The sequence below is a fragment of the Citrobacter sp. JGM124 genome (assembly GCF_018257795.1).
Lineage (GTDB): Bacteria > Pseudomonadota > Gammaproteobacteria > Enterobacterales > Enterobacteriaceae > JGM124.
Window position 1 is genome coordinate 141,085 of record NZ_JAERJD010000003.1, and the last position, 18,644, is coordinate 159,728.

The following is an 18,644-nucleotide window of genomic DNA, read 5'->3' on the forward strand; positions in this document are numbered from 1 at the left end:
ATATGACTGAATCTTTTGCTCAACTCTTTGAAGAGTCCCTGAAAGAAATCGAAACCCGCCCGGGTTCCATTGTTCGTGGTGTTGTTGTTGCTATCGATAAAGATATCGTACTGGTTGATGCCGGTCTGAAATCTGAGTCCGCCATTCCGGCTGAGCAGTTCAAAAACGCCCAAGGCGAACTGGAAATTCAGGTCGGTGACGAAGTTGACGTTGCTCTGGATGCAGTAGAAGACGGCTTCGGTGAAACCCTGCTGTCCCGCGAGAAAGCTAAACGTCATGAAGCTTGGATCACGCTGGAAAAAGCTTACGAAGATGCTGAAACTGTTACCGGTGTTATCAACGGCAAAGTCAAGGGCGGCTTCACTGTTGAGCTGAACGGCATTCGTGCGTTCCTGCCAGGTTCACTGGTAGACGTTCGTCCAGTCCGTGACACTCTGCACCTGGAAGGTAAAGAGCTTGAATTTAAAGTCATCAAGCTTGACCAGAAGCGTAACAACGTTGTTGTTTCCCGTCGTGCAGTTATCGAGTCTGAAAACAGCGCAGAACGTGATCAGCTGCTGGAAAACCTGCAAGAAGGCATGGAAGTTAAAGGTATCGTTAAGAACCTCACTGACTACGGTGCATTCGTTGACCTGGGTGGCGTTGATGGCCTGCTGCACATCACCGATATGGCATGGAAACGCGTTAAGCATCCAAGCGAAATCGTAAATGTTGGCGATGAAATCACTGTTAAAGTTCTGAAATTTGACCGTGAGCGTACTCGTGTTTCCCTCGGCCTGAAACAGCTGGGCGAAGATCCATGGGTTGCTATCGCTAAACGTTACCCAGAAGGTACTCGCCTGACTGGTCGCGTGACTAACCTGACTGATTACGGCTGCTTCGTAGAAATCGAAGAAGGCGTAGAAGGCCTGGTACACGTGTCTGAAATGGACTGGACCAACAAAAACATCCACCCATCTAAAGTGGTTAACGTGGGTGATGTTGTAGAAGTTATGGTTCTGGATATCGACGAAGAACGTCGTCGTATCTCCCTGGGTCTGAAGCAGTGTAAATCTAACCCATGGCAGCAGTTTGCAGAGACCCACAACAAAGGCGATCGTGTTGAAGGTAAAATCAAGTCTATCACTGACTTTGGTATCTTCATCGGCCTGGACGGTGGTATCGACGGCCTGGTTCACCTGTCTGACATCTCCTGGAACGTTGCAGGCGAAGAAGCAGTACGTGAATACAAAAAAGGTGATGAAATCGCCGCTGTTGTTCTGCAAGTTGACGCAGAACGTGAGCGTATCTCCCTGGGCGTTAAGCAACTGGCTGAAGATCCGTTCAACAACTATGTTGCACTGAACAAAAAAGGCACTATCGTTAACGGTAAAGTGACCGCAGTTGATGCTAAAGGTGCTACAGTCGAACTGGCTGATGGCGTTGAAGGCTACCTGCGTGCTTCCGAAGCGTCACGTGACCGCGTTGAAGATGCAACTCTGGTTCTGAATGTTGGCGACGATGTAGAAGCTAAATTCACCGGTGTTGATCGCAAAAACCGCATTGTTAGCCTGTCTGTACGTGCTAAAGACGAAGCTGACGAGAAAGATGCAATTGCTTCTGTTAACAACAAACCAGAAGAAGGCAATTTCTCTAACGCTATGGCTGAAGCATTTAAAGCAGCTAAAGGCGAATAATCTACCCTATACTTATGTAAGGTAGATAACAGGGCGACTTCGGTCGCCCTGGTTCGGTTGATAGCTGTAAGTTTATTTTAATAAAAACTGGAGGAATCATGACCAAGTCAGAATTAATTGAAAGACTTGCAAGCCAGCACTCGCATATTCCAGCGAAATCCGTGGAAGATGCAGTTAAAGAGATGCTGGAACATATGGCCTCTACGCTCGCCCAAGGCGAACGTATTGAAATCCGAGGTTTCGGCAGTTTTTCCTTACACTATCGTGCACCTCGCACCGGTCGTAACCCAAAAACAGGTGATAAAGTTTCTCTGGAAGGTAAATACGTTCCCCACTTTAAGCCTGGTAAAGAGCTACGTGACCGTGCCAATATCTATGGTAATTAATGTTTCGGCATTAATGACGAAAAACGATACCTCAGGGTGTCGTTTTTTTTTGCCCGTCATCTATGAACTGAGAGAGAGCGCTCACAAAGGATGACTGGGCTGCATAATCGATAAATTTCCCCGGTAGCCTGTCGTAGAATACTGTTTTTTCACCAGACATCGGTTTGCGAACAGCGCACGCTTCAGGCAGTAAAAGCAATAAGAGTGCATCCATGCTTCGCTCAGCCTGCCTGATATTTATCGCCGGACTTCTGCCACTGCTTTGGTTGCCGGGCATCCCGTCACTGCCCTGGCTAGTAGGGTTGCTTCTCCTGGCCCTGGTGCTGCTCTCGCGCCAATGGCAAGGCTATCAAAAAGGGGGGCTATTACTACTCTCCTTTTGCTGGGGATGCCTGTTTGCGACTCAAATCCTGAGCTTTTTTCAACATATTCCTCAAACGCCAGTCAGTGCGGATGTCATCGTCGTGCGCAGTGACGGGGAGCAATATCATGAGGTGAAAATAGTGCGCCTTTCTGGCAGGCTGTTATTTCCTCAGCCAGGTGTAAGAATTCACAGCACCAAGTTGCCATCCCCAGTATGTGCCGGACAACGTTTGAGACTAAAAATTAAATTACGGCCATTACACGGACAGCTAAATGAGGGGGGATTCGATAGTCAGCGTTTTTACCTGGCGCAGAATTTACTGTTTAGCGGGCACGTGTTGAGTGCCCGGGTACTCTCTGATGGCTGTAGTTTACAATCCAGCTGGATGTCGGCGGTGCTGAACCGAACCGCTGACTTACCGATGCAGGGTATTATTATCGCTCTGGCCTTTGGTGAACGTCTTGGGCTGTCTGCAGAGCAGAAACAGCTCCTTAATCAGACGGGTACAGCCCATTTAATGGCGATATCAGGGATGCATATCTCCCTGGCGGCGGGGCTTGGCTGGTTGGCTGGCAGAGCCTGTCAGTTGATGATACCGTCACATCGTATCGGCTATCGATTTCCGCTGTTATGTTCCCTGGTACTGGCCTTGGGTTATACCTGGTTATCAGGCTGCAATCCCCCCGCGTTACGGGCCATGTTTGCATTAACTATTTGGTCTGTACTACGCCTCAGTGGGCGGAAATGGGTTTCATGGGATGTCTGGCTACTCTGCATTGCAGGTATCTTATTACATAATCCATTAGTATTACTTTCCGACAGTTTCTGTCTTTCTGCTCTGGCTGTGGCCTCACTGCTGTTTTGGTATCAATGGATGCCGTTGAACAGTCAGTTCAGAAGGTACCCATGGTTCTTACGTTATCCAGTTCAGTTACTCCACCTGCAACTCGGTATCATGTTGTTACTGTTACCCCTGCAAATTAATATTTTCCACGGCATCAGTCTCAGTGCTCTGGTCGCGAACTTTTTTGCTATTCCTCTTATCTCTTTTATTGTTGTACCGCTGCTACTTGTCGCGCTATTGATAAATGATATCGGTCAGTCAGGGGCATGGCTCTGGTGGGTGGTTGATCGCGTATTAATCTTCCTGTTCTACCTACTGGCATGTTTACCCGAAGGCTGGCTGAACGTAGAGAAAAGGGGGATGTGGGCGAGCATTATCGGGTGGACGGGTGTTATATGGTGGCGTACAGGAGCATGGCAGCATTATAAAGCAGCCTTACTGGTGGCCGTTACTGGGGTTGCTCTCAGTCACCAGCGTGGCGTCACCCCACCCCAAGTATGGCAGATGACGATGCTGGACATTGGTCATGGGTTAGCCGTCGCTATTATTCGTGACCACCGGGTTCTGCTTTACGATACCGGGGGCATATGGGCTGGCGGTGATGCGGGCCAGCAAACCATTATCCCGTGGTTAAAATGGCATAACCTGACACTTGATGCCATTGTATTGAGCCATGAACACCTTGACCATGTAGGTGGGCTGAAAAGCTTGCAACGCTGGTTGCCTGGCGTCAGTGTGCGTAGTTCTCTGGGTTGGGATAACCATTTACCTTGCTATCGCGGTACCCGGTGGGAATGGCAAGGGCTGGAATTTGATGTTCTTTGGCCACCACCGGAAGAACGACTCCGGGGAAATAATAACTCTTGTGTTATCCGGGTTTCCGATGGTTACCACCGTTTACTTTTAACAGGGGACTTGGAGGCAAGTGCAGAGTTTGCGCTATTGAGAAAGGAGAATATGTCCCTGCAGGCGGACTATATCCAGGTGCCTCACCACGGTAGCCGAACATCATCGACAGAAACATTTCTAAAAGCGGTTGCCGGGCGGGCGGCATTTGCCTCAACCTCACGCTATAATCAATGGCATTTACCCTCTTCTGCGGTGGTGACTCGTTATAAAGAAAGAGGTTATCAATGGTACGATACACCCCACTCAGGTCAGCTTACACTCGCAATCGACCATAAAAAATGGGAAATTAATGGCTTCAGGGAGCAAATAGTTCCCCGTTGGTATCATCAGTGGTTTGGCGTCATCACTGATAATGAGTAGAATGTACGGCTATTTCATATAAGGCTGGTTCGATTTAATGCTTAACGATAAAGATCTTTCCACGTGGCAGACCTTCCGTCGGCTTTGGCCGATGATTATTCCATTCAAAACGGGTCTGATTGTGGCAGCTGTGGCGTTAGTGCTTAACGCGGCTAGTGATACTTTCATGCTTTCACTGCTAAAACCCCTGCTGGATGACGGCTTTGGTAAAACGGAGTCATCCGTTCTGAAGTGGATGCCGTTAGTGGTGATTGGGTTAATGGTTCTGCGCGGTATTACGAGTTATGTTTCGTCATACTGCATTTCTTGGGTGTCTGGTAAAGTGGTGATGCATATGCGTCGTCGCCTGTTCAGCCACATGATGGGCATGCCGGTCTCTTTCTTTGACCAGCAATCAACGGGCACGTTGTTGTCCCGTATTACCTATGACTCTGAGCAGGTAGCCTCATCTTCTTCCGGCGCATTAGTGACGGTCGTACGTGAAGGTGCATCAATTATTGGGTTGTTTATTTTGATGTTCTGGTACAGCTGGCAGTTGTCACTAATCTTAATTGTGCTGGCTCCCATTGTCTCTTTAGCGATTGGGTATGTTTCAAAACGCTTTCGTAATATCAGCAAAAATATGCAGAACACCATGGGGCATGTCACCACCAGTGCCGAACAGATGCTTAAAGGGCATAAAGAGGTGCTGATTTTTGGTGGTCAGGAAGTGGAAACTGAACGTTTCAATACCGTCAGTAACCGTATGCGCCAGCAAGGCATGAAACTGGTTTCTGCGTCTTCTATTTCAGATCCAGTGATTCAGTTTATCGCCTCCCTGGCGCTGGCATTTGTTCTGTATGCTGCGAGCTTTCCTAGTGTGATGGATACGTTGACAGCCGGGACCATCACGGTGGTCTTTTCTTCAATGATTGCCTTAATGCGCCCATTGAAATCGCTGACGAACGTGAATGCGCAGTTCCAGCGTGGGATGGCTGCCTGCCAAACCTTATTCTCTATACTCGATTCAGAGAAGGAACAGGACAATGGGACACGTGTAATCGAACGCTCAACAGGAGATGTTGAATTTCGTCATGTTACCTTTACCTATGCAGGCAGAGACGTGCCCGCATTGCGTGATGTCAACCTGACTATTCCAGCTGGCAAAACGGTGGCACTGGTGGGACGCTCGGGCTCGGGTAAATCCACTATCGCTAGCCTGATAACCCGCTTCTATGATGCTCAGGAAGGGGAAATCCTGATTGATGGGCATGATATTCGGGAATATACCCTGAATTCATTGCGTAACCAGGTTGCTCTGGTGTCTCAGCATGTTTATCTGTTCAATGATACTATCGCTAACAATATTGCCTATGCGCGTACTGAACAGTACACCCGGGAAGATATTGAAAGAGCCGCACGCATGGCCCATGCCATGGATTTCATCAATAAGATGGAAAAAGGTCTTGATACCATGGTAGGCGAGAATGGTGTCATGCTGTCTGGTGGACAACGGCAGCGTATTGCTATTGCGCGCGCGCTATTACGCGACAGCCCGATCCTGGTTCTGGACGAAGCGACTTCAGCACTGGATACCGAGTCTGAGCGTGCTATTCAGGCAGCTTTGGACGAGTTGCAGAAAGATCGTACCTCACTAGTGATTGCTCACCGCCTGTCCACAATTGAAAAAGCAGATGAGATTGTGGTAGTGGAAGATGGCTGTATCGTTGAACGGGGTTCACATGAAGTCTTGCTGAGTCAGCCGGGAATCTACGCCCAGCTTCATAAAATGCAGTTTGGCGAATGATTGAGCGTATCTGGTCAGGGAAGTCGCTGCTGTATTTGCTGCTGCTTCCTTTTTCCTGGCTATATGGCCTGATCACTACTGCTATCCGCCTGTCTTACCGTCTTGGCCTGCGCAAAGCCTGGCGCGCACCGATTCCCGTGGTCGTAGTGGGTAATCTTACCGCTGGAGGTAATGGTAAGACGCCAGTCGTTATCTGGCTGGTGGAACAATTACAACAAAGAGGGATTAAGGTCGGGGTTGTTTCTCGTGGCTATGGTGGAAAGGCTGATTCTTATCCTGTCGTGCTGACAACGGACACGTCACCTGCCGAGGCAGGGGATGAACCCGTACTGATTTACCAGCGAACCAGTGCCCGGGTTGCGGTGGCCCCCAGGCGTAGTGATGCGGTTAAAGCTCTGTTGGCCTCAGAACCTCCCCAAATCATCATTACTGATGACGGACTACAGCATTATGCCCTTGCCCGGGATAAAGAAATTGTGGTGATTGACGGTATCCGACGTTTCGGTAATGGCTGGTGGTTACCCGCAGGCCCCATGCGTGAACGGGCATCGCGACTCAAAAGTGTGGATGCCATCATCGTGAATGGGGGAGTGGCTGAGGAAGGGGAGATTGCAATGCAGTTGTCCCCAGGCGAGGCTATTCATCTGTACAGCGGCAGACGTAAGCCTCTGAAGCAATTTTCCCGCGTTGTTGCTATGGCTGGTATCGGCCACCCTCCACGCTTTTTCAATACCCTTGCTGAGGCGGGTGTCACTCTGGCTGGCAGTATTCCTCTGGCCGATCACCAGGCGCTCAGCGAGGCAGAAATAACCGCCCTGGTGCAGCCGGGCCAGACTTTACTCATGACGGAAAAAGATGCGGTAAAATATCGTCTCTATGCACAACCCACATCAGACTGGTGGTATTTACCCGTTGATGCCCACCTCAGTTCTGCCGAGGGGCTCGCATTGATTAATCATCTGGTTAAGCTGGCCGAAGAGCGGTGAGCATAAGCGATCCTGTATGACGATTCCTGTTCTTTCGCTTCAGGCTGGGCGTAATCTGCATTTAGCTGCCCAAGGCCTGTTGCACAGGCCCAGTACAGGAAAAGGGCCTGGGGCTATTCTCGATGCCATCTCGCGCATGTCGGTATTGCAAATTGACACGATTAATATTGTTGCTCGTAGCCCTTATTTGGTGCTTTTCAGTCGCCTGGGTTGTTACCAACAGAAATATCTCGATCAGGCATTGGCCCGGGGGGAACTGATTGAGTACTGGGCCCATGAAGCCTGTTTTTTACCAAGACAAGATTTTAAACTGATACGTCATCGCATGCTGAACCCTGAAAATATGGGCTGGAAATACCAGCCAGAGTGGATGAGGCAACATGCTACAGAAATAGACCTGCTACTGAAGCATATTGAGCAACATGGCCCAGTACGGTCAGCTGAACTTGGATCCCGACGTCACGGTGGCAATGGCTGGTGGGCATGGAAGCCTGAAAAAAAACACCTCGAAGGCCTGTTTACGGCGGGTAAAATCATGGTGGTAGAGCGGCGTAATTTCCAGCGAGTGTATGATATTACTCAGCGGGTGATACCAGAATGGGATGATGCCCGGCACGGCCTTAGCCAGGAGCAGGCAGAACAACACATGCTGGATAACAGTGCCCGTAGCCTGGGTATTTTTCGTGCTGAGTGGCTGGCAGACTATTATCGATTAAAAAATATTCATTTAAACGCCTGGCTAACAACGCAGATAGATGCGGGAAAATTGCGTCAGGTAGATGTCGAGTCTCTGGGAACGATGCTGGTTCATCATAGTAGCTACACTATGCTGGAAAAAGCATTGCTGGATCAACTGAGAGCAACACACAGTACCCTGCTATCGCCGTTTGATCCTGTAGTCTGGGACAGACGCAGAGCTGAACAGCTGTTTAACTTCTCATACCGACTGGAGTGTTATACGCCGGCGGAAAAGCGTCGATATGGTTATTTTGTTTTACCCCTGCTGCATAAAGGGCAACTGGTTGGCAGGGTTGATGCCAGGATGCATCGCAAACAGGGTGTATTGGAGGTTATTAATCTTTATCCTGAAGTCGGTTTAAAGCTGACGAATGGGTTACTGAACGGATTAAAACTGGCGTTGACAGAGTTTGCACAATGGCAGTCTGCTTCACAAATCCGTTTAAGCAGTGTACCGGAAAGTTTTCGCAGGGTCTGGGGGGCTGGCTGGGCAATTGCTCTGCATCTTGATACCCGTCATACTTAACCTGATCTGCTGCTACCCATACAGGATGCCGGAAGGCGAATTGAAGTCATTAGACTGTAACTTATTATATCTATGGGTGTTGTGAAAATACCCTCTGGAGTCATTATGGAAAGTCGTTTACTTGAAATTATTGCCTGTCCTGTGTGCAACGGGAAACTTTATTTTAGTCATGACAAACAAGAACTCATTTGTAAGCCTGATGGGCTTGCTTTTCCTGTTCGTGACGGTATTCCTGTATTGCTTGAGAACGAAGCCCGGACGCTCACTTCTGACGAGATTCATCCATGAGTTTTGTTGCCATTATCCCAGCGCGTTTTGCATCTACACGTTTACCGGGCAAGCCTTTGAAAGATATCAACGGCAAACCGATGATTGTTCATGTACTGGAACGTGCACGAGAGTCAGGCGCAGACAGAATTATTGTCGCTACTGATCATGTTGATGTTGCGCGTGCTGTTGAAGCGGCAGGAGGAGAAGTCTGCCTGACGAGCCCGGATCATCAGTCCGGCACAGAACGTCTGGCAGAAGTTATCGAAAAGTGCGGCTTTAGCGATGAGACCATCATTGTCAACGTTCAGGGGGATGAGCCGATGATCCCGCCGGTTATTATCCGACAGGTTGCTGACAACGTTGCTGCCAGCGAAGCGGGTATGGCGACCCTGGCGGTCCCCGTTACTTCTGCAGAAGAAGCTTTCAATCCTAATGCGGTTAAAGTGGTGATGGATGCGAAGGGCTATGCACTTTACTTCTCTCGGGCAACTATTCCATGGGATCGTGAACGTTTCACTCATAGCCATGAGGAAATTGGTGCACATTTTTTACGTCACATAGGGATCTACGGTTATCGTGCGGGTTTTATTCGCCGTTATGTTGATTGGTCCGTTAGCCCATTAGAACAGATAGAGATGCTGGAACAGCTGCGCGTGCTTTGGCACGGTGAAAAAATTCATGTTGCTGTTGCCAAAGCTATTCCGGGCGTTGGTGTTGACACGCCGGAAGATTTAGAACGAGTACGTTTGGGAATGCGTCAGCAATAGTTCGGACGACAGGACGGTAGACACGCAGATAATTCCCCGGAGGGTGAATGCGCCCACGTCCGAATGATCACGAGATAATCGCATCCACAGATGCGATTATCTTGCTCCACACACGGGTAAAAATATTATTATGGGAACCAAAAAGTGCGCGACAATAATACAATGTCAGCTATTTAAAGTATCCCCGGGCGGTTTTAGTCATGACTGAACACCATGTTTTATCACTTTGTAATATTTTCTAGAGTACAAACGCCATAGTACGCTGCGAATTTTTACACTCAGTGGCCGTGCCTTTTTTATTTTTTGCCACATCAATTCAGACTGTTGGATCTCCGCCTCAGAACTATATCGACCTGCGATAGTGGTTGTTTGTGCATGTTCGCTAAGTGTACAAGCAGGGGGTACTAAACAGTTAATATCAGCCACATTAAAATCACGTATTAACTGCCAGCGATCTGCCAATAACCATACAGGATAAAGTAGCTTCAACATGCTGGCAGCGGCATCCCGGGTAATAATATAGCTACATGTCAGGTCAGCTTCAGCGGCGGGGTGAACACGGTGACCGGGTAGAGTACGTACAACTTTACTGAGGTATTGCTTGGCTTGATTTAATAGAATAATTTCTTTTTTACCGATTAACTCAGTGATCTTATGCAATATAAGCGGCAGACTTTCATTCATAGTAATATCATCCTCAACAATAAGAGCATGAGGTATGTTATTCTCAACTATTTTTCTATAAATAGAAATATGACTTAATGCACAACCAAGCTCACCGGGTGTCGTTATTTCAGATAAATCCCGGGTATGCATAGAAACTTCTTCAGGCGTTAACTTTCGACCTGCAATAGCATTAAAAACCTCCGCGTCCAGAGATAATGCTTTACACTGTGCAAGCATGTGTTCCTTTCTCTCAATCGACTCGGGTAGATTGATAATAAAAACTTTCATTAAAATGTTTCACCCTAATGACAACCGGTAACATATAAAGTTTTAATACGCGTCACTGACAAATTGATTCTCAATAACTGGTTTTTTATGGTAACAAGATTTTTAATACACGTCTTGCTGAATTTATAGCAAGTCGTTTTCTATCATTGTGTCTAATCAAATTTTTGTACTTAATGCCGCTCACCAATAGAATAAAATATTACGAATTTCAGTTTTGTCAATGCGTATGTAAATCAAATCAATTAACGACAAAGATGAATTCGTCAATACACATACTTATTAAGTGGTTTATAGGTGTGCGATTTTAACTAATGAATACAGCATTTCTGGCATAAGAGGAATCGCAAGATCATTTTCTACAAGAAAATATCATCCTGGAAGGATGCATCCAGCGTTTTCAAACATGGAGTTTCACTGAGCCTGCCCAAATCAGCCATTCGGCCCCTGAGTCTTTTCGATAGCCAAACATCATATTATCCCAGTAAGAAGGTTTGAATAGATTGTTATAAGCAGCAATACATACCACACATGTCTCCAGATGACCAACTCTGCCACTCTGCGCCTCCCAGATGAGTATCCTGATGCTGCCACTGCCGTTACTTTTACGCTTACTTTATTAAAAGGCGGATCATGATTATCTCGTTTCAGGTGCAGGGGCTGATTCTGTCATCTAAAAGTAACCACCGGTAGCCGAAAAGCTGGAAAGATCAGGAGTTATCCCGAACTCGGTGGATGATACTGATACATCCATCAACGACCGGAGCCTGCTCTTTCTGGTAATTTCCTTAAACGATACAGTTTGAAAAAATGCAAATATCGAAAACTAAGGTTTTTTATTCTGCTGTTTGCTTGTAGTTATTTGTATTTTAGAGTTAAAAACTTTATTTTTAGTACATTTCAATACAATTAACCATAATTTTTTTATGGGGATAAAGTAGTGACCACTGAAGTGAAGGCGTGTCGGATAAAGTGAAGTGTAGGGAAGGGAACATAATCGGTAATAATCAACAGCAATAAGATGTATTAGATAAATGAACACTAATAATAGAAAAAAAGTTAACAGGATACATAATCTAAACCAATCATGATTTAAGTGAATAAAGAACAGGGAAACCTTGATGTTGGGATCATTAATTTAAATAGTCTATTCAGTTATTCTGAATGACAGCGCCTGCTTGGGATTGATTTTTCTCAACACCATTATCAGAATTTTTTCGGGTTTTTAAAAGTTATTAATGTGCGATTTATTGATTTATGTATCTATTCTGAATGATTCATATTTTAGTGAAGGTTGTCTCTTGTGGGTAATTTTCCGGCTCGTGATTATTTTATTATAGAGCGAGGTGAGCTTCACCATGAATATTTGATCGTTAGTTTCATCATGACATGTGGTAATTTTTTGATGTTTTCTCTTTAATTATCACATGTGCTGGAACTACCGTCGTTATTTTCTATCATTAATAAAAAGGACATAAAAATGAATATTAATAAAAAAATTACACTGCTGTCTGTTATCGTTGCAGCTATCTTCAGTGGCGCAGCAATGGCTGAAACCACATCAACAACGGTCAATGGTGGTAAGGTCACATTTAATGGTGAAGTTTCATCAGGAGCTTGTGCTGTATCCGGTTCTGACACTGACAAAATTGTTACTCTTGACACTGTTAAAGCATCAATTTTTAAAGCGGCAGACCAATTGGCCAATGCCAAGAAGCCATTCACGATTAGCCTGCTGGATTGTTCAACAGATGCCATTAAGACTGTGCAAATCACATTCAGCGGACAAACTGTTACGGGTAAACCTGGTGTTCTTGCGAATACCGCAGGTGCGGGTTCTGCGTCAAATGTTGGCTTACAACTGTTCAACCCAGATGGCAGTGAGTTAAATATTGGTACATTAAGCTCCAGTGTTAACTTGGTTGATACAACAACTATTCCTCTGTCTGTGGATTATAAATCAACGGGTGCTGCAGTGACTGCTGGTAAAGTTCAGTCCGCTGCAAACTTCACCCTGACATATAATTAATTATTTCATTCTAATCCTGGAAGTAATTGGTAGTAGATGGCCAATTACTTCTATTGAGGTCCTATGTTAAAAAAAATAGCTTTAATTATCTTTGTTTCTTTATGTAGCCATGCTGCATATGCAGGAGGGGTATCGGTAGGTGCAACACGCTTGATTTATCCAATTGATAAAAATCAGGTTACATTAAAAATATATAATAGCGACAAAACTAGTAATTATCTTGTTCAGTCATGGGTTACTGATGAAAATAATAATAAAGTAACAGATTTTATTGTTACGCCACCACTCTTTATTATTAATGCTGATTCGGATAGTTTACTTAACATAGTTTATACTGGCGATAAAAATAAATTACCAAAAAATAGAGAGAAAATATATTTCCTTAATACTAAAGTTATTCCATCTTTGACAGAAGAAGAACAAAAAATGGATAATGCACTTTTGATCTCTACAACAACAAGAATAAAATTATTTACAAGGCCTGTTAATCTTAACGAGGACTCTTTTGACTCCTATAAAAATTTAACGTGTAGTTATGAAAGTAGTAAGTTGAAAGTTTATAATCCAACACCATTTTACATGAATATGTCATCCTTAAGAGTGAAGGGTAAGGAAATATCAAAAGCAGAAACTATTGCACCTGGAAGCAGTGTGTTATTGAACACAGATGACAAAAGTAGAAATTTAATTTTTAATTTCATTAATGATTATGGTGTTCAGGCAAAAGATAAAAAGTGTAACTTTAATTAATACCGGAAGTTAATAAATGTTAATCAGGAAGAATCATTTTCTATTAATCTTATGTTTGCATGTGACTCACTCTTACGCAAAAGATTATTTTAACCCCCTATTCTTAGGGGCTGATGTTGATTCTATAGGTGACTTATCCTATCTTTCTGCAGGAAATAATGTCACTCCTGGGGTTTATTTTTTAAGTCTGAATGTTGGTGATGCTTTCATTAAAAACATTAATGTCAGATTTAAAGAAAACAAAGAGAAGAAAATCACCGCTTGTTTTACAAAAGAGATCATTGATCAGATTCCTTTCAATAAGGAAGCATTAAATAAACTGGATGCACTATCACAACATGATCAATGTATTGATATCAATGATGCAATTAATGACTTCAGCTATAGTATTGATTTATCTAAGCTGGCGCTTACTTTATTAATACCACAAATTTACCTCAAATCAGTGCGTTCAACTCTTGCCAATGAGTCTGACTGGGATGACGGTATAACAGCACTGATGACTAACTATAATATCAATGGTTCTTATTCAAAAAATAAAGATATGGACCATTATACATCTACTTTCATCAGTTTAAATAACAGGTTGAATATTGGCCCATGGCGTTTTAATTCAAGCTCTTATTATAACCAGAGTAATATGGGTAATGTATCAACCCAAGAGTTTAACTCTAACAGTATTTTTGTGACCAGAGATATTAATACCATAAAATCAACACTCACGGTTGGCCAGAATGTTTTAGGCTCAATATTGTTTGACTCTAACCCCTATATTGGTATTTCACTTGCTACATCGAATGAGATGTTGCCAGAAAGTGAAAAAGGTTACAGTCCAACAATAAAAGGCATTGTAGACTCCAGATCAAGAATAACGATCAGGCAGAACGGTAATATTTTATACCAAGAATATATTAATCCAGGCCCTTATAGCATTGACAACTTGAACTCAGTAGGAACCAGTGGTGACTATGAAGTTGAATTAACATCAGACGAAGGTGTGGTGACAAAATATACAGTTCCATATTCTTCATTACCAAATTTATTACGCCAGGGGAGTTATAATTATTCTGTTTCTTTGGGGCAGTTAGATATATCTGGAGCAGATAAAAGTCATTTTGCACAAGGTTCACTTGGTTATGGATTACCCTATGATACAACATTGTATTCAGGGTATCAGCTTGCGAATGATTATTTAGCTCTGGGCATGGGGTTGGGCAAAGACATTGGCAATGTTGGTGCTTTATCATTTGACATGATAGAGTCCAAGGCCAAGATAGATAATAAGAGTTATGTTGGTAATTCTTATCGTATTTTATTTGCAAAATCTTTCAGTAATACTGGAACTAATATTCAATTAACAGGCTATCGCTATTCTACATCAAATTATTATACGTTTTCCGAAGCAAGTTATAGAAATAATTCAAAGAATGACAGTAATGATGTCAGCACTATATTAAGAAATGAGCATAGAAAAAACAGTTATCAAGTTAATATATCACAAAATATGTCAAATTATGGGCAGCTATATTTATGGGGTAATGTGAACACATATTGGGGAAGTGATTCAAAATCCCAAAATATTCAGCTAGGCTGGAATAAAACATTTACTCAGTTGAATAATGTCATGCTGTCGGTTAGCTATAATAAAAATAAATACCGACAAATGACGGATGATATGTTTTATTTTTCTATATCTATGCCACTCTCTAATGGTATGGATAAAAACAGAATGTATCTGACAAATAGCACTAGTTATAATAATTCAACATATAATAATACAACCAGCATGTACGGTAATGCATTGGATAACAAACTGGGCTATAACATTTATCAAACTGTCAGCAATAATAATCAAAACAGATCTAACTTGAATCTTAACTATAAAGCGAATGCAGCTACAGTGAGTGCGGGAACCGCATTTTCAAATAACTCTACTGAACTTGATTATGGGCTGACAGGCTCTGTACTGGTGCATCAAGGGGGCATTTTATTTTCCAGGCAAGCCAATGATACAGCTATATTAGTCGAAGCTAAAGGTGCGCCAGGAGCAAAAATTGACAGAGCGGGAGAGAATATAGAAATTAACAATAGTGGTTATGCTCTGATTCCTTATGCCACGGCTTACCATTATAATGATGTTTCTCTATCACCTGAAACATTCGGTGCAGGATATGATATTGATGGAAAAGTTTTTAAAGTTTCACCAACGCGTGGAGCGATAAGTAAAGTTATATTTGATGTGCGGAAAGGGTATAATTTTTTAGTGGCGCTTAAGTATAAAAATAAGCCTGTAAAATTTGGTGCGGTGGTTACTAATAATACAGAGGATACTACATCCATTATTAATGATGACAGTACGGTATACTTAACCGGTGTGCTTTCAGGATCATCTTATACAGTAAGAATTAATAAAGATACGATTTGTCGCTTTTCTGTTAATTATGATGATAAAAACAATATGAAAAGTATTAACAATGCTAATTTAGATTGTAAATAACAAAGGATACTATATGAATAACTATGTTACGTTTCTTTTGTTTTACTTGTTATGTTTTTCAGTCTCGGCTGCGGATGTTACTGTTAATTTGAACGGGGGTATTCTGACTCAAAGCTGTAATATCTCTAGTCAGGATTTAATTAAAAATATCAATTTTCCTGATCTTAATCCAGGTGATTTTAGTCAGGCTGGAGCTACAAGTGCAGAACAGCCTGTTTCTATATTCCTGGAAAACTGTACGGGAAAAGTTAACAATGTGGCATATGAGTTTTCTGGCGACGCAGATGCTGCTGATTCCACACTATTAAAAATAACAGGGAAGTCAGTGAGTGAAAATACTCCATTGGCCACTGGGTTGGCTATTGAGATATTAGACAGGGATAAGAAAAAAGTAGCCCTAAATACGAAAAAAGCATTAAATGAAATTATTACCGGTGCAACCTATAGTCTTGATTTTTACTTTAGATACAAAGCAGTAAGTAATAATGTCAGTTCCGGTGATGCATCTGCCGTTGTTTATCTGGATATTTATTATGAGTAAGATGGAACCAATTTTCTTTATAATACTACTGTTTTTTTCTGAATTAAGTTTTAGTGAAAGAGTTACTATTAATATAAATGCCAGCGTACTTGAACGAACTTGTACTATTTCGAATGATTCATTGAACCAAAAGATTGAATTGCAGGGTGGGGATTTGAGGCAAAGTGATATAGGTGTTCCTTTTGGTAAGACATCTTTTTCAATTAATTTGATAGATTGTCCTGTTAATCTATCATCAGCACATTTAAAATTCTCAGGAGAAAGTGACTCATCAATGAGTAATTTACTCAAAAATGTTAATGGGACTGATGCTGCCGCACAGGGGGTCGCATTAGGCTTATATAATACAAATAATGTAAATGTTGATATCACTAATAATGAGGAAACTCTGCTTATTAATCCGGTTCTGACAACTAATATATTTAATTTTTTCATTTATTATGTCAGGGTAAATCAAACTGCTGCTGCCGGGAAAGTCACAGCGATTGCTGACTTTGAAATCGCATATGACTAGAATAATGTTACTGCTATATGTTTTTTTATATTCCATCCACGGTATATGTGGTATCACTGTTATCGGTACTCGGTTTATCATGAATAGTGATATGAAACATCTTAATATAAAAGTCACTAATGATAATGAAAGTGACTACTTGGTTAAAAGTGTGTTGGATGATGAGGATTTCATTATATCTCCACCTCTTTTCTTACTTCCTAAAAATAATAGCAGTATTATTACTGTAATTCTTAAAGAAAAAAAAGAATACCATAGCGATAAAACATTCAACTTGACGTTAACAAGCATTCCAAGATCATCCGTCAATAATGAATATAATACAGTATCCTTAGCAGTAAGGCATCATTTTAAGATAATTTACCGCCATGCTGAGTTGCAAAGCAGTTCCTTTAAAAAAATAAAGCTAAGGAATCAGAATGATAGATGCATCATTGATAACGACTCTAATTTTTCTTTTACAGTATCAGTATCCAGAGATAGATATGACACACGTGCCAAAATAATAAATTTATCACCTCATGAAAAAAAACAAGTGATGATTGAGAATATAAATACTAAATGTGATGCATGGGTGAGTTTTTATGATGAATATAATGATGTTATTGATTCAATTAAATTAACGGCTTGATTTGGAATTGTTTAATATGAAAGGTATCAAAAAGAAATTAGTAGCCATGGTGATAATGTTATTCCATGCCCATCAGGTATATGCTTACCCAGAGTTTTCTTATTATGTTAATAACCACGATGTTACTCTTGAAATTTCGGGGCCAGCAGACAGGTTAACGTTTGGGTCGGTCATTATGAATACTGGTTCCTCAACCAATAAAATATGCAGTAGTAGTGATCTGAATTATAACCTTCAGAAAGTTGTCTATGAGCCAGTTGCCACCTGGAGTGGGCGTACCTACCAGGCGACTTCCGCACATGTTCCCATTCCGTTATTCGAGTCTGGTGTTACTGGTTTTGCTTTAACACCCATGGGGGGTAACATTGATGATGGGCCACCGAAGTATTTTTTGCCTTTATATACCGATAGTAAAACGGTCTGGAGTGGCTACACTGAAAATGCAAGGCGTATTACAAATGGGCACAGGGTAATGTCAGGACTCTATCTGTATAAAGATGAAAATAGATTCACAGGAACGACAATTATTCCGCAGCAACTCATGTACCGCTACTTGTGTAAGGATGGCAACGATACAACTCAGGAAGTTTATAATTTTATCTTTAATCCTATTATTATTAATGGGGCAGTAACTGGTTGTACGCCGGCAAGTAATGCTGTAGTTATTGATATGGATAAAATAGCACAGAGCAAAATTGAAAATGCAGATTCATCCACTCTTATTGGAACTAAGCAATCTGTATTTTCTTTGCAATGTGATCCCAATATTAACGTCTTCATCTCGTTTGTTGATTTATCCGATCCCACAAACACATCGGATACCGCGACGCTAACTGCCGATTCGACAGCTACCGGGGTTGGATTCGCTTTAACAGGGCCACAAGGGAAACGCCTTGTATTTGGTCCTGATGGGTCAGCGACAGGTGTTCCAGGGCAGCAGAAGTATTTCATTCAGAACTCGGGTTCTGCTTATTCCTCACGAAATAACCCAATCAGCACGACATTTGGTTTTAGTTATGTTCGTAAAACCGATGAAGCAATCAAACCCGGCACTGCCAAGGCTGTCATTGGGCTGACGTATTCATATCAATGAGATGGTATGCAGGCAGATTTATTTTG

At 42.7% G+C, this 18,644-nt stretch carries 16 protein-coding genes; 15 read left to right on the forward strand and 1 reads right to left on the reverse strand.

Going from position 1 to position 18,644, the window contains the following annotated elements:
• Positions 1-2: 2 nt before the first annotated feature.
• The 8 genes from rpsA to kdsB all read left to right on the forward strand — a co-directional run bounded on the left by rpsA (position 3) and on the right by kdsB (position 9,612).
• Positions 3-1,676 carry a 30S ribosomal protein S1 gene (rpsA, locus tag JK154_RS05410; RefSeq protein ID WP_211991490.1) on the forward strand — a complete coding sequence of 558 codons (1,674 nt, stop codon included), beginning with the start codon at positions 3-5 and terminating at the stop codon, positions 1,674-1,676.
• A 98-nt stretch (positions 1,677-1,774) separates the two neighbouring features.
• Positions 1,775-2,062, forward strand: coding sequence for an integration host factor subunit beta (gene ihfB, locus JK154_RS05415; RefSeq protein WP_211991491.1), 288 nt, complete (start codon positions 1,775-1,777; stop codon positions 2,060-2,062).
• A 212-nt stretch (positions 2,063-2,274) separates the two neighbouring features.
• Complete coding sequence (locus JK154_RS05420; protein WP_211991492.1) at positions 2,275-4,539, forward strand: DNA internalization-related competence protein ComEC/Rec2; 2,265 nt, start codon at positions 2,275-2,277, stop codon at positions 4,537-4,539.
• 37 nt (positions 4,540-4,576) lie between these two features.
• Positions 4,577-6,325 (forward strand): lipid A ABC transporter ATP-binding protein/permease MsbA, encoded by a 1,749-nt coding sequence (msbA, locus tag JK154_RS05425; protein WP_211991493.1) that lies wholly within the window; start codon positions 4,577-4,579, stop codon positions 6,323-6,325.
• On the forward strand, positions 6,322-7,311 hold the full coding sequence (lpxK, locus tag JK154_RS05430) for a tetraacyldisaccharide 4'-kinase (protein WP_211991494.1): 990 nt from the start codon (positions 6,322-6,324) through the stop codon (positions 7,309-7,311). Before msbA ends, lpxK begins: the two co-directional genes overlap by 4 nt.
• A gap of 16 nt (positions 7,312-7,327) precedes the next feature.
• The gene (locus tag JK154_RS05435) at positions 7,328-8,575 is read left to right on the forward strand and encodes a winged helix-turn-helix domain-containing protein (protein WP_211991495.1); all 1,248 of its coding nucleotides are present in this window, start codon (positions 7,328-7,330) and stop codon (positions 8,573-8,575) included.
• Between the two features lie 105 nt (positions 8,576-8,680).
• Positions 8,681-8,863: a Trm112 family protein gene (locus JK154_RS05440; protein WP_211991496.1), complete on the forward strand. Its 183-nt coding sequence runs from the start codon at positions 8,681-8,683 to the stop codon at positions 8,861-8,863.
• Positions 8,860-9,612: a 3-deoxy-manno-octulosonate cytidylyltransferase gene (gene kdsB, locus JK154_RS05445; RefSeq protein ID WP_211991497.1), complete on the forward strand. Its 753-nt coding sequence runs from the start codon at positions 8,860-8,862 to the stop codon at positions 9,610-9,612. Before JK154_RS05440 ends, kdsB begins: the two co-directional genes overlap by 4 nt.
• Positions 9,613-9,810: 198 nt before the next feature.
• Here the strand turns inward: kdsB and JK154_RS05450 are convergent, their stop codons facing one another.
• On the reverse strand, positions 9,811-10,566 hold the full coding sequence (locus tag JK154_RS05450) for a glycosyltransferase family 25 protein (protein ID WP_211991498.1): 756 nt from the start codon (positions 10,564-10,566) through the stop codon (positions 9,811-9,813).
• Between the two features lie 1,477 nt (positions 10,567-12,043).
• Here JK154_RS05450 and JK154_RS05455 point away from each other — a divergent pair.
• The 7 genes from JK154_RS05455 to JK154_RS05485 all read left to right on the forward strand — a co-directional run bounded on the left by JK154_RS05455 (position 12,044) and on the right by JK154_RS05485 (position 18,618).
• Entirely contained in the window at positions 12,044-12,592 is a 549-nt protein-coding gene (locus JK154_RS05455; protein ID WP_211991499.1) for a fimbrial protein, read from the forward strand.
• 63 nt (positions 12,593-12,655) lie between these two features.
• A complete protein-coding gene (locus JK154_RS05460) occupies positions 12,656-13,342 on the forward strand; it encodes a molecular chaperone (protein ID WP_211991500.1) in 687 nt (228 codons plus the stop codon).
• Between the two features lie 16 nt (positions 13,343-13,358).
• Positions 13,359-15,839, forward strand: coding sequence for a fimbria/pilus outer membrane usher protein (locus JK154_RS05465; protein WP_211991501.1), 2,481 nt, complete (start codon positions 13,359-13,361; stop codon positions 15,837-15,839).
• A 13-nt stretch (positions 15,840-15,852) separates the two neighbouring features.
• A complete protein-coding gene (locus tag JK154_RS05470; protein ID WP_211991502.1) occupies positions 15,853-16,380 on the forward strand; it encodes a fimbrial protein in 528 nt (175 codons plus the stop codon).
• A complete protein-coding gene (locus JK154_RS05475; protein ID WP_211991503.1) occupies positions 16,373-16,894 on the forward strand; it encodes a fimbrial protein in 522 nt (173 codons plus the stop codon). Before JK154_RS05470 ends, JK154_RS05475 begins: the two co-directional genes overlap by 8 nt.
• 4 nt (positions 16,895-16,898) lie before the next feature.
• Positions 16,899-17,525, forward strand: a complete 627-nt coding sequence (locus JK154_RS05480; protein WP_283093662.1) for a fimbria/pilus periplasmic chaperone — start codon at positions 16,899-16,901, stop codon at positions 17,523-17,525.
• 16 nt (positions 17,526-17,541) lie between these two features.
• A complete protein-coding gene (locus JK154_RS05485; protein WP_211991505.1) occupies positions 17,542-18,618 on the forward strand; it encodes a fimbrial protein in 1,077 nt (358 codons plus the stop codon).
• Positions 18,619-18,644 lie beyond the last annotated feature (26 nt).

Bases quoted from the DNA above. Each gene is read 5' to 3' on its own strand.
- JK154_RS05420 (WP_211991492.1), top strand. From the start codon at position 2,275: ATGCTTCGCTCAGCCTGCCTGATATTTATCGCCGGACTTCTGCCACTG.
- JK154_RS05485 (WP_211991505.1), top strand. From the start codon at position 17,542: ATGAAAGGTATCAAAAAGAAATTAGTAGCCATGGTGATAATGTTATTC.
- msbA (WP_211991493.1), top strand. From the start codon at position 4,577: ATGCTTAACGATAAAGATCTTTCCACGTGGCAGACCTTCCGTCGGCTT.
- JK154_RS05470 (WP_211991502.1), top strand. From the start codon at position 15,853: ATGAATAACTATGTTACGTTTCTTTTGTTTTACTTGTTATGTTTTTCA.
- JK154_RS05480 (WP_283093662.1), top strand. From the start codon at position 16,899: ATGTTACTGCTATATGTTTTTTTATATTCCATCCACGGTATATGTGGT.
- JK154_RS05450 (WP_211991498.1), bottom strand. From the start codon at position 10,566: ATGAAAGTTTTTATTATCAATCTACCCGAGTCGATTGAGAGAAAGGAA.
- JK154_RS05435 (WP_211991495.1), top strand. From the start codon at position 7,328: ATGACGATTCCTGTTCTTTCGCTTCAGGCTGGGCGTAATCTGCATTTA.
- JK154_RS05460 (WP_211991500.1), top strand. From the start codon at position 12,656: ATGTTAAAAAAAATAGCTTTAATTATCTTTGTTTCTTTATGTAGCCAT.
- lpxK (WP_211991494.1), top strand. From the start codon at position 6,322: ATGATTGAGCGTATCTGGTCAGGGAAGTCGCTGCTGTATTTGCTGCTG.
- kdsB (WP_211991497.1), top strand. From the start codon at position 8,860: ATGAGTTTTGTTGCCATTATCCCAGCGCGTTTTGCATCTACACGTTTA.
- JK154_RS05455 (WP_211991499.1), top strand. From the start codon at position 12,044: ATGAATATTAATAAAAAAATTACACTGCTGTCTGTTATCGTTGCAGCT.
- JK154_RS05475 (WP_211991503.1), top strand. From the start codon at position 16,373: ATGAGTAAGATGGAACCAATTTTCTTTATAATACTACTGTTTTTTTCT.
- JK154_RS05440 (WP_211991496.1), top strand. From the start codon at position 8,681: ATGGAAAGTCGTTTACTTGAAATTATTGCCTGTCCTGTGTGCAACGGG.
- rpsA (WP_211991490.1), top strand. From the start codon at position 3: ATGACTGAATCTTTTGCTCAACTCTTTGAAGAGTCCCTGAAAGAAATC.
- JK154_RS05465 (WP_211991501.1), top strand. From the start codon at position 13,359: ATGTTAATCAGGAAGAATCATTTTCTATTAATCTTATGTTTGCATGTG.
- ihfB (WP_211991491.1), top strand. From the start codon at position 1,775: ATGACCAAGTCAGAATTAATTGAAAGACTTGCAAGCCAGCACTCGCAT.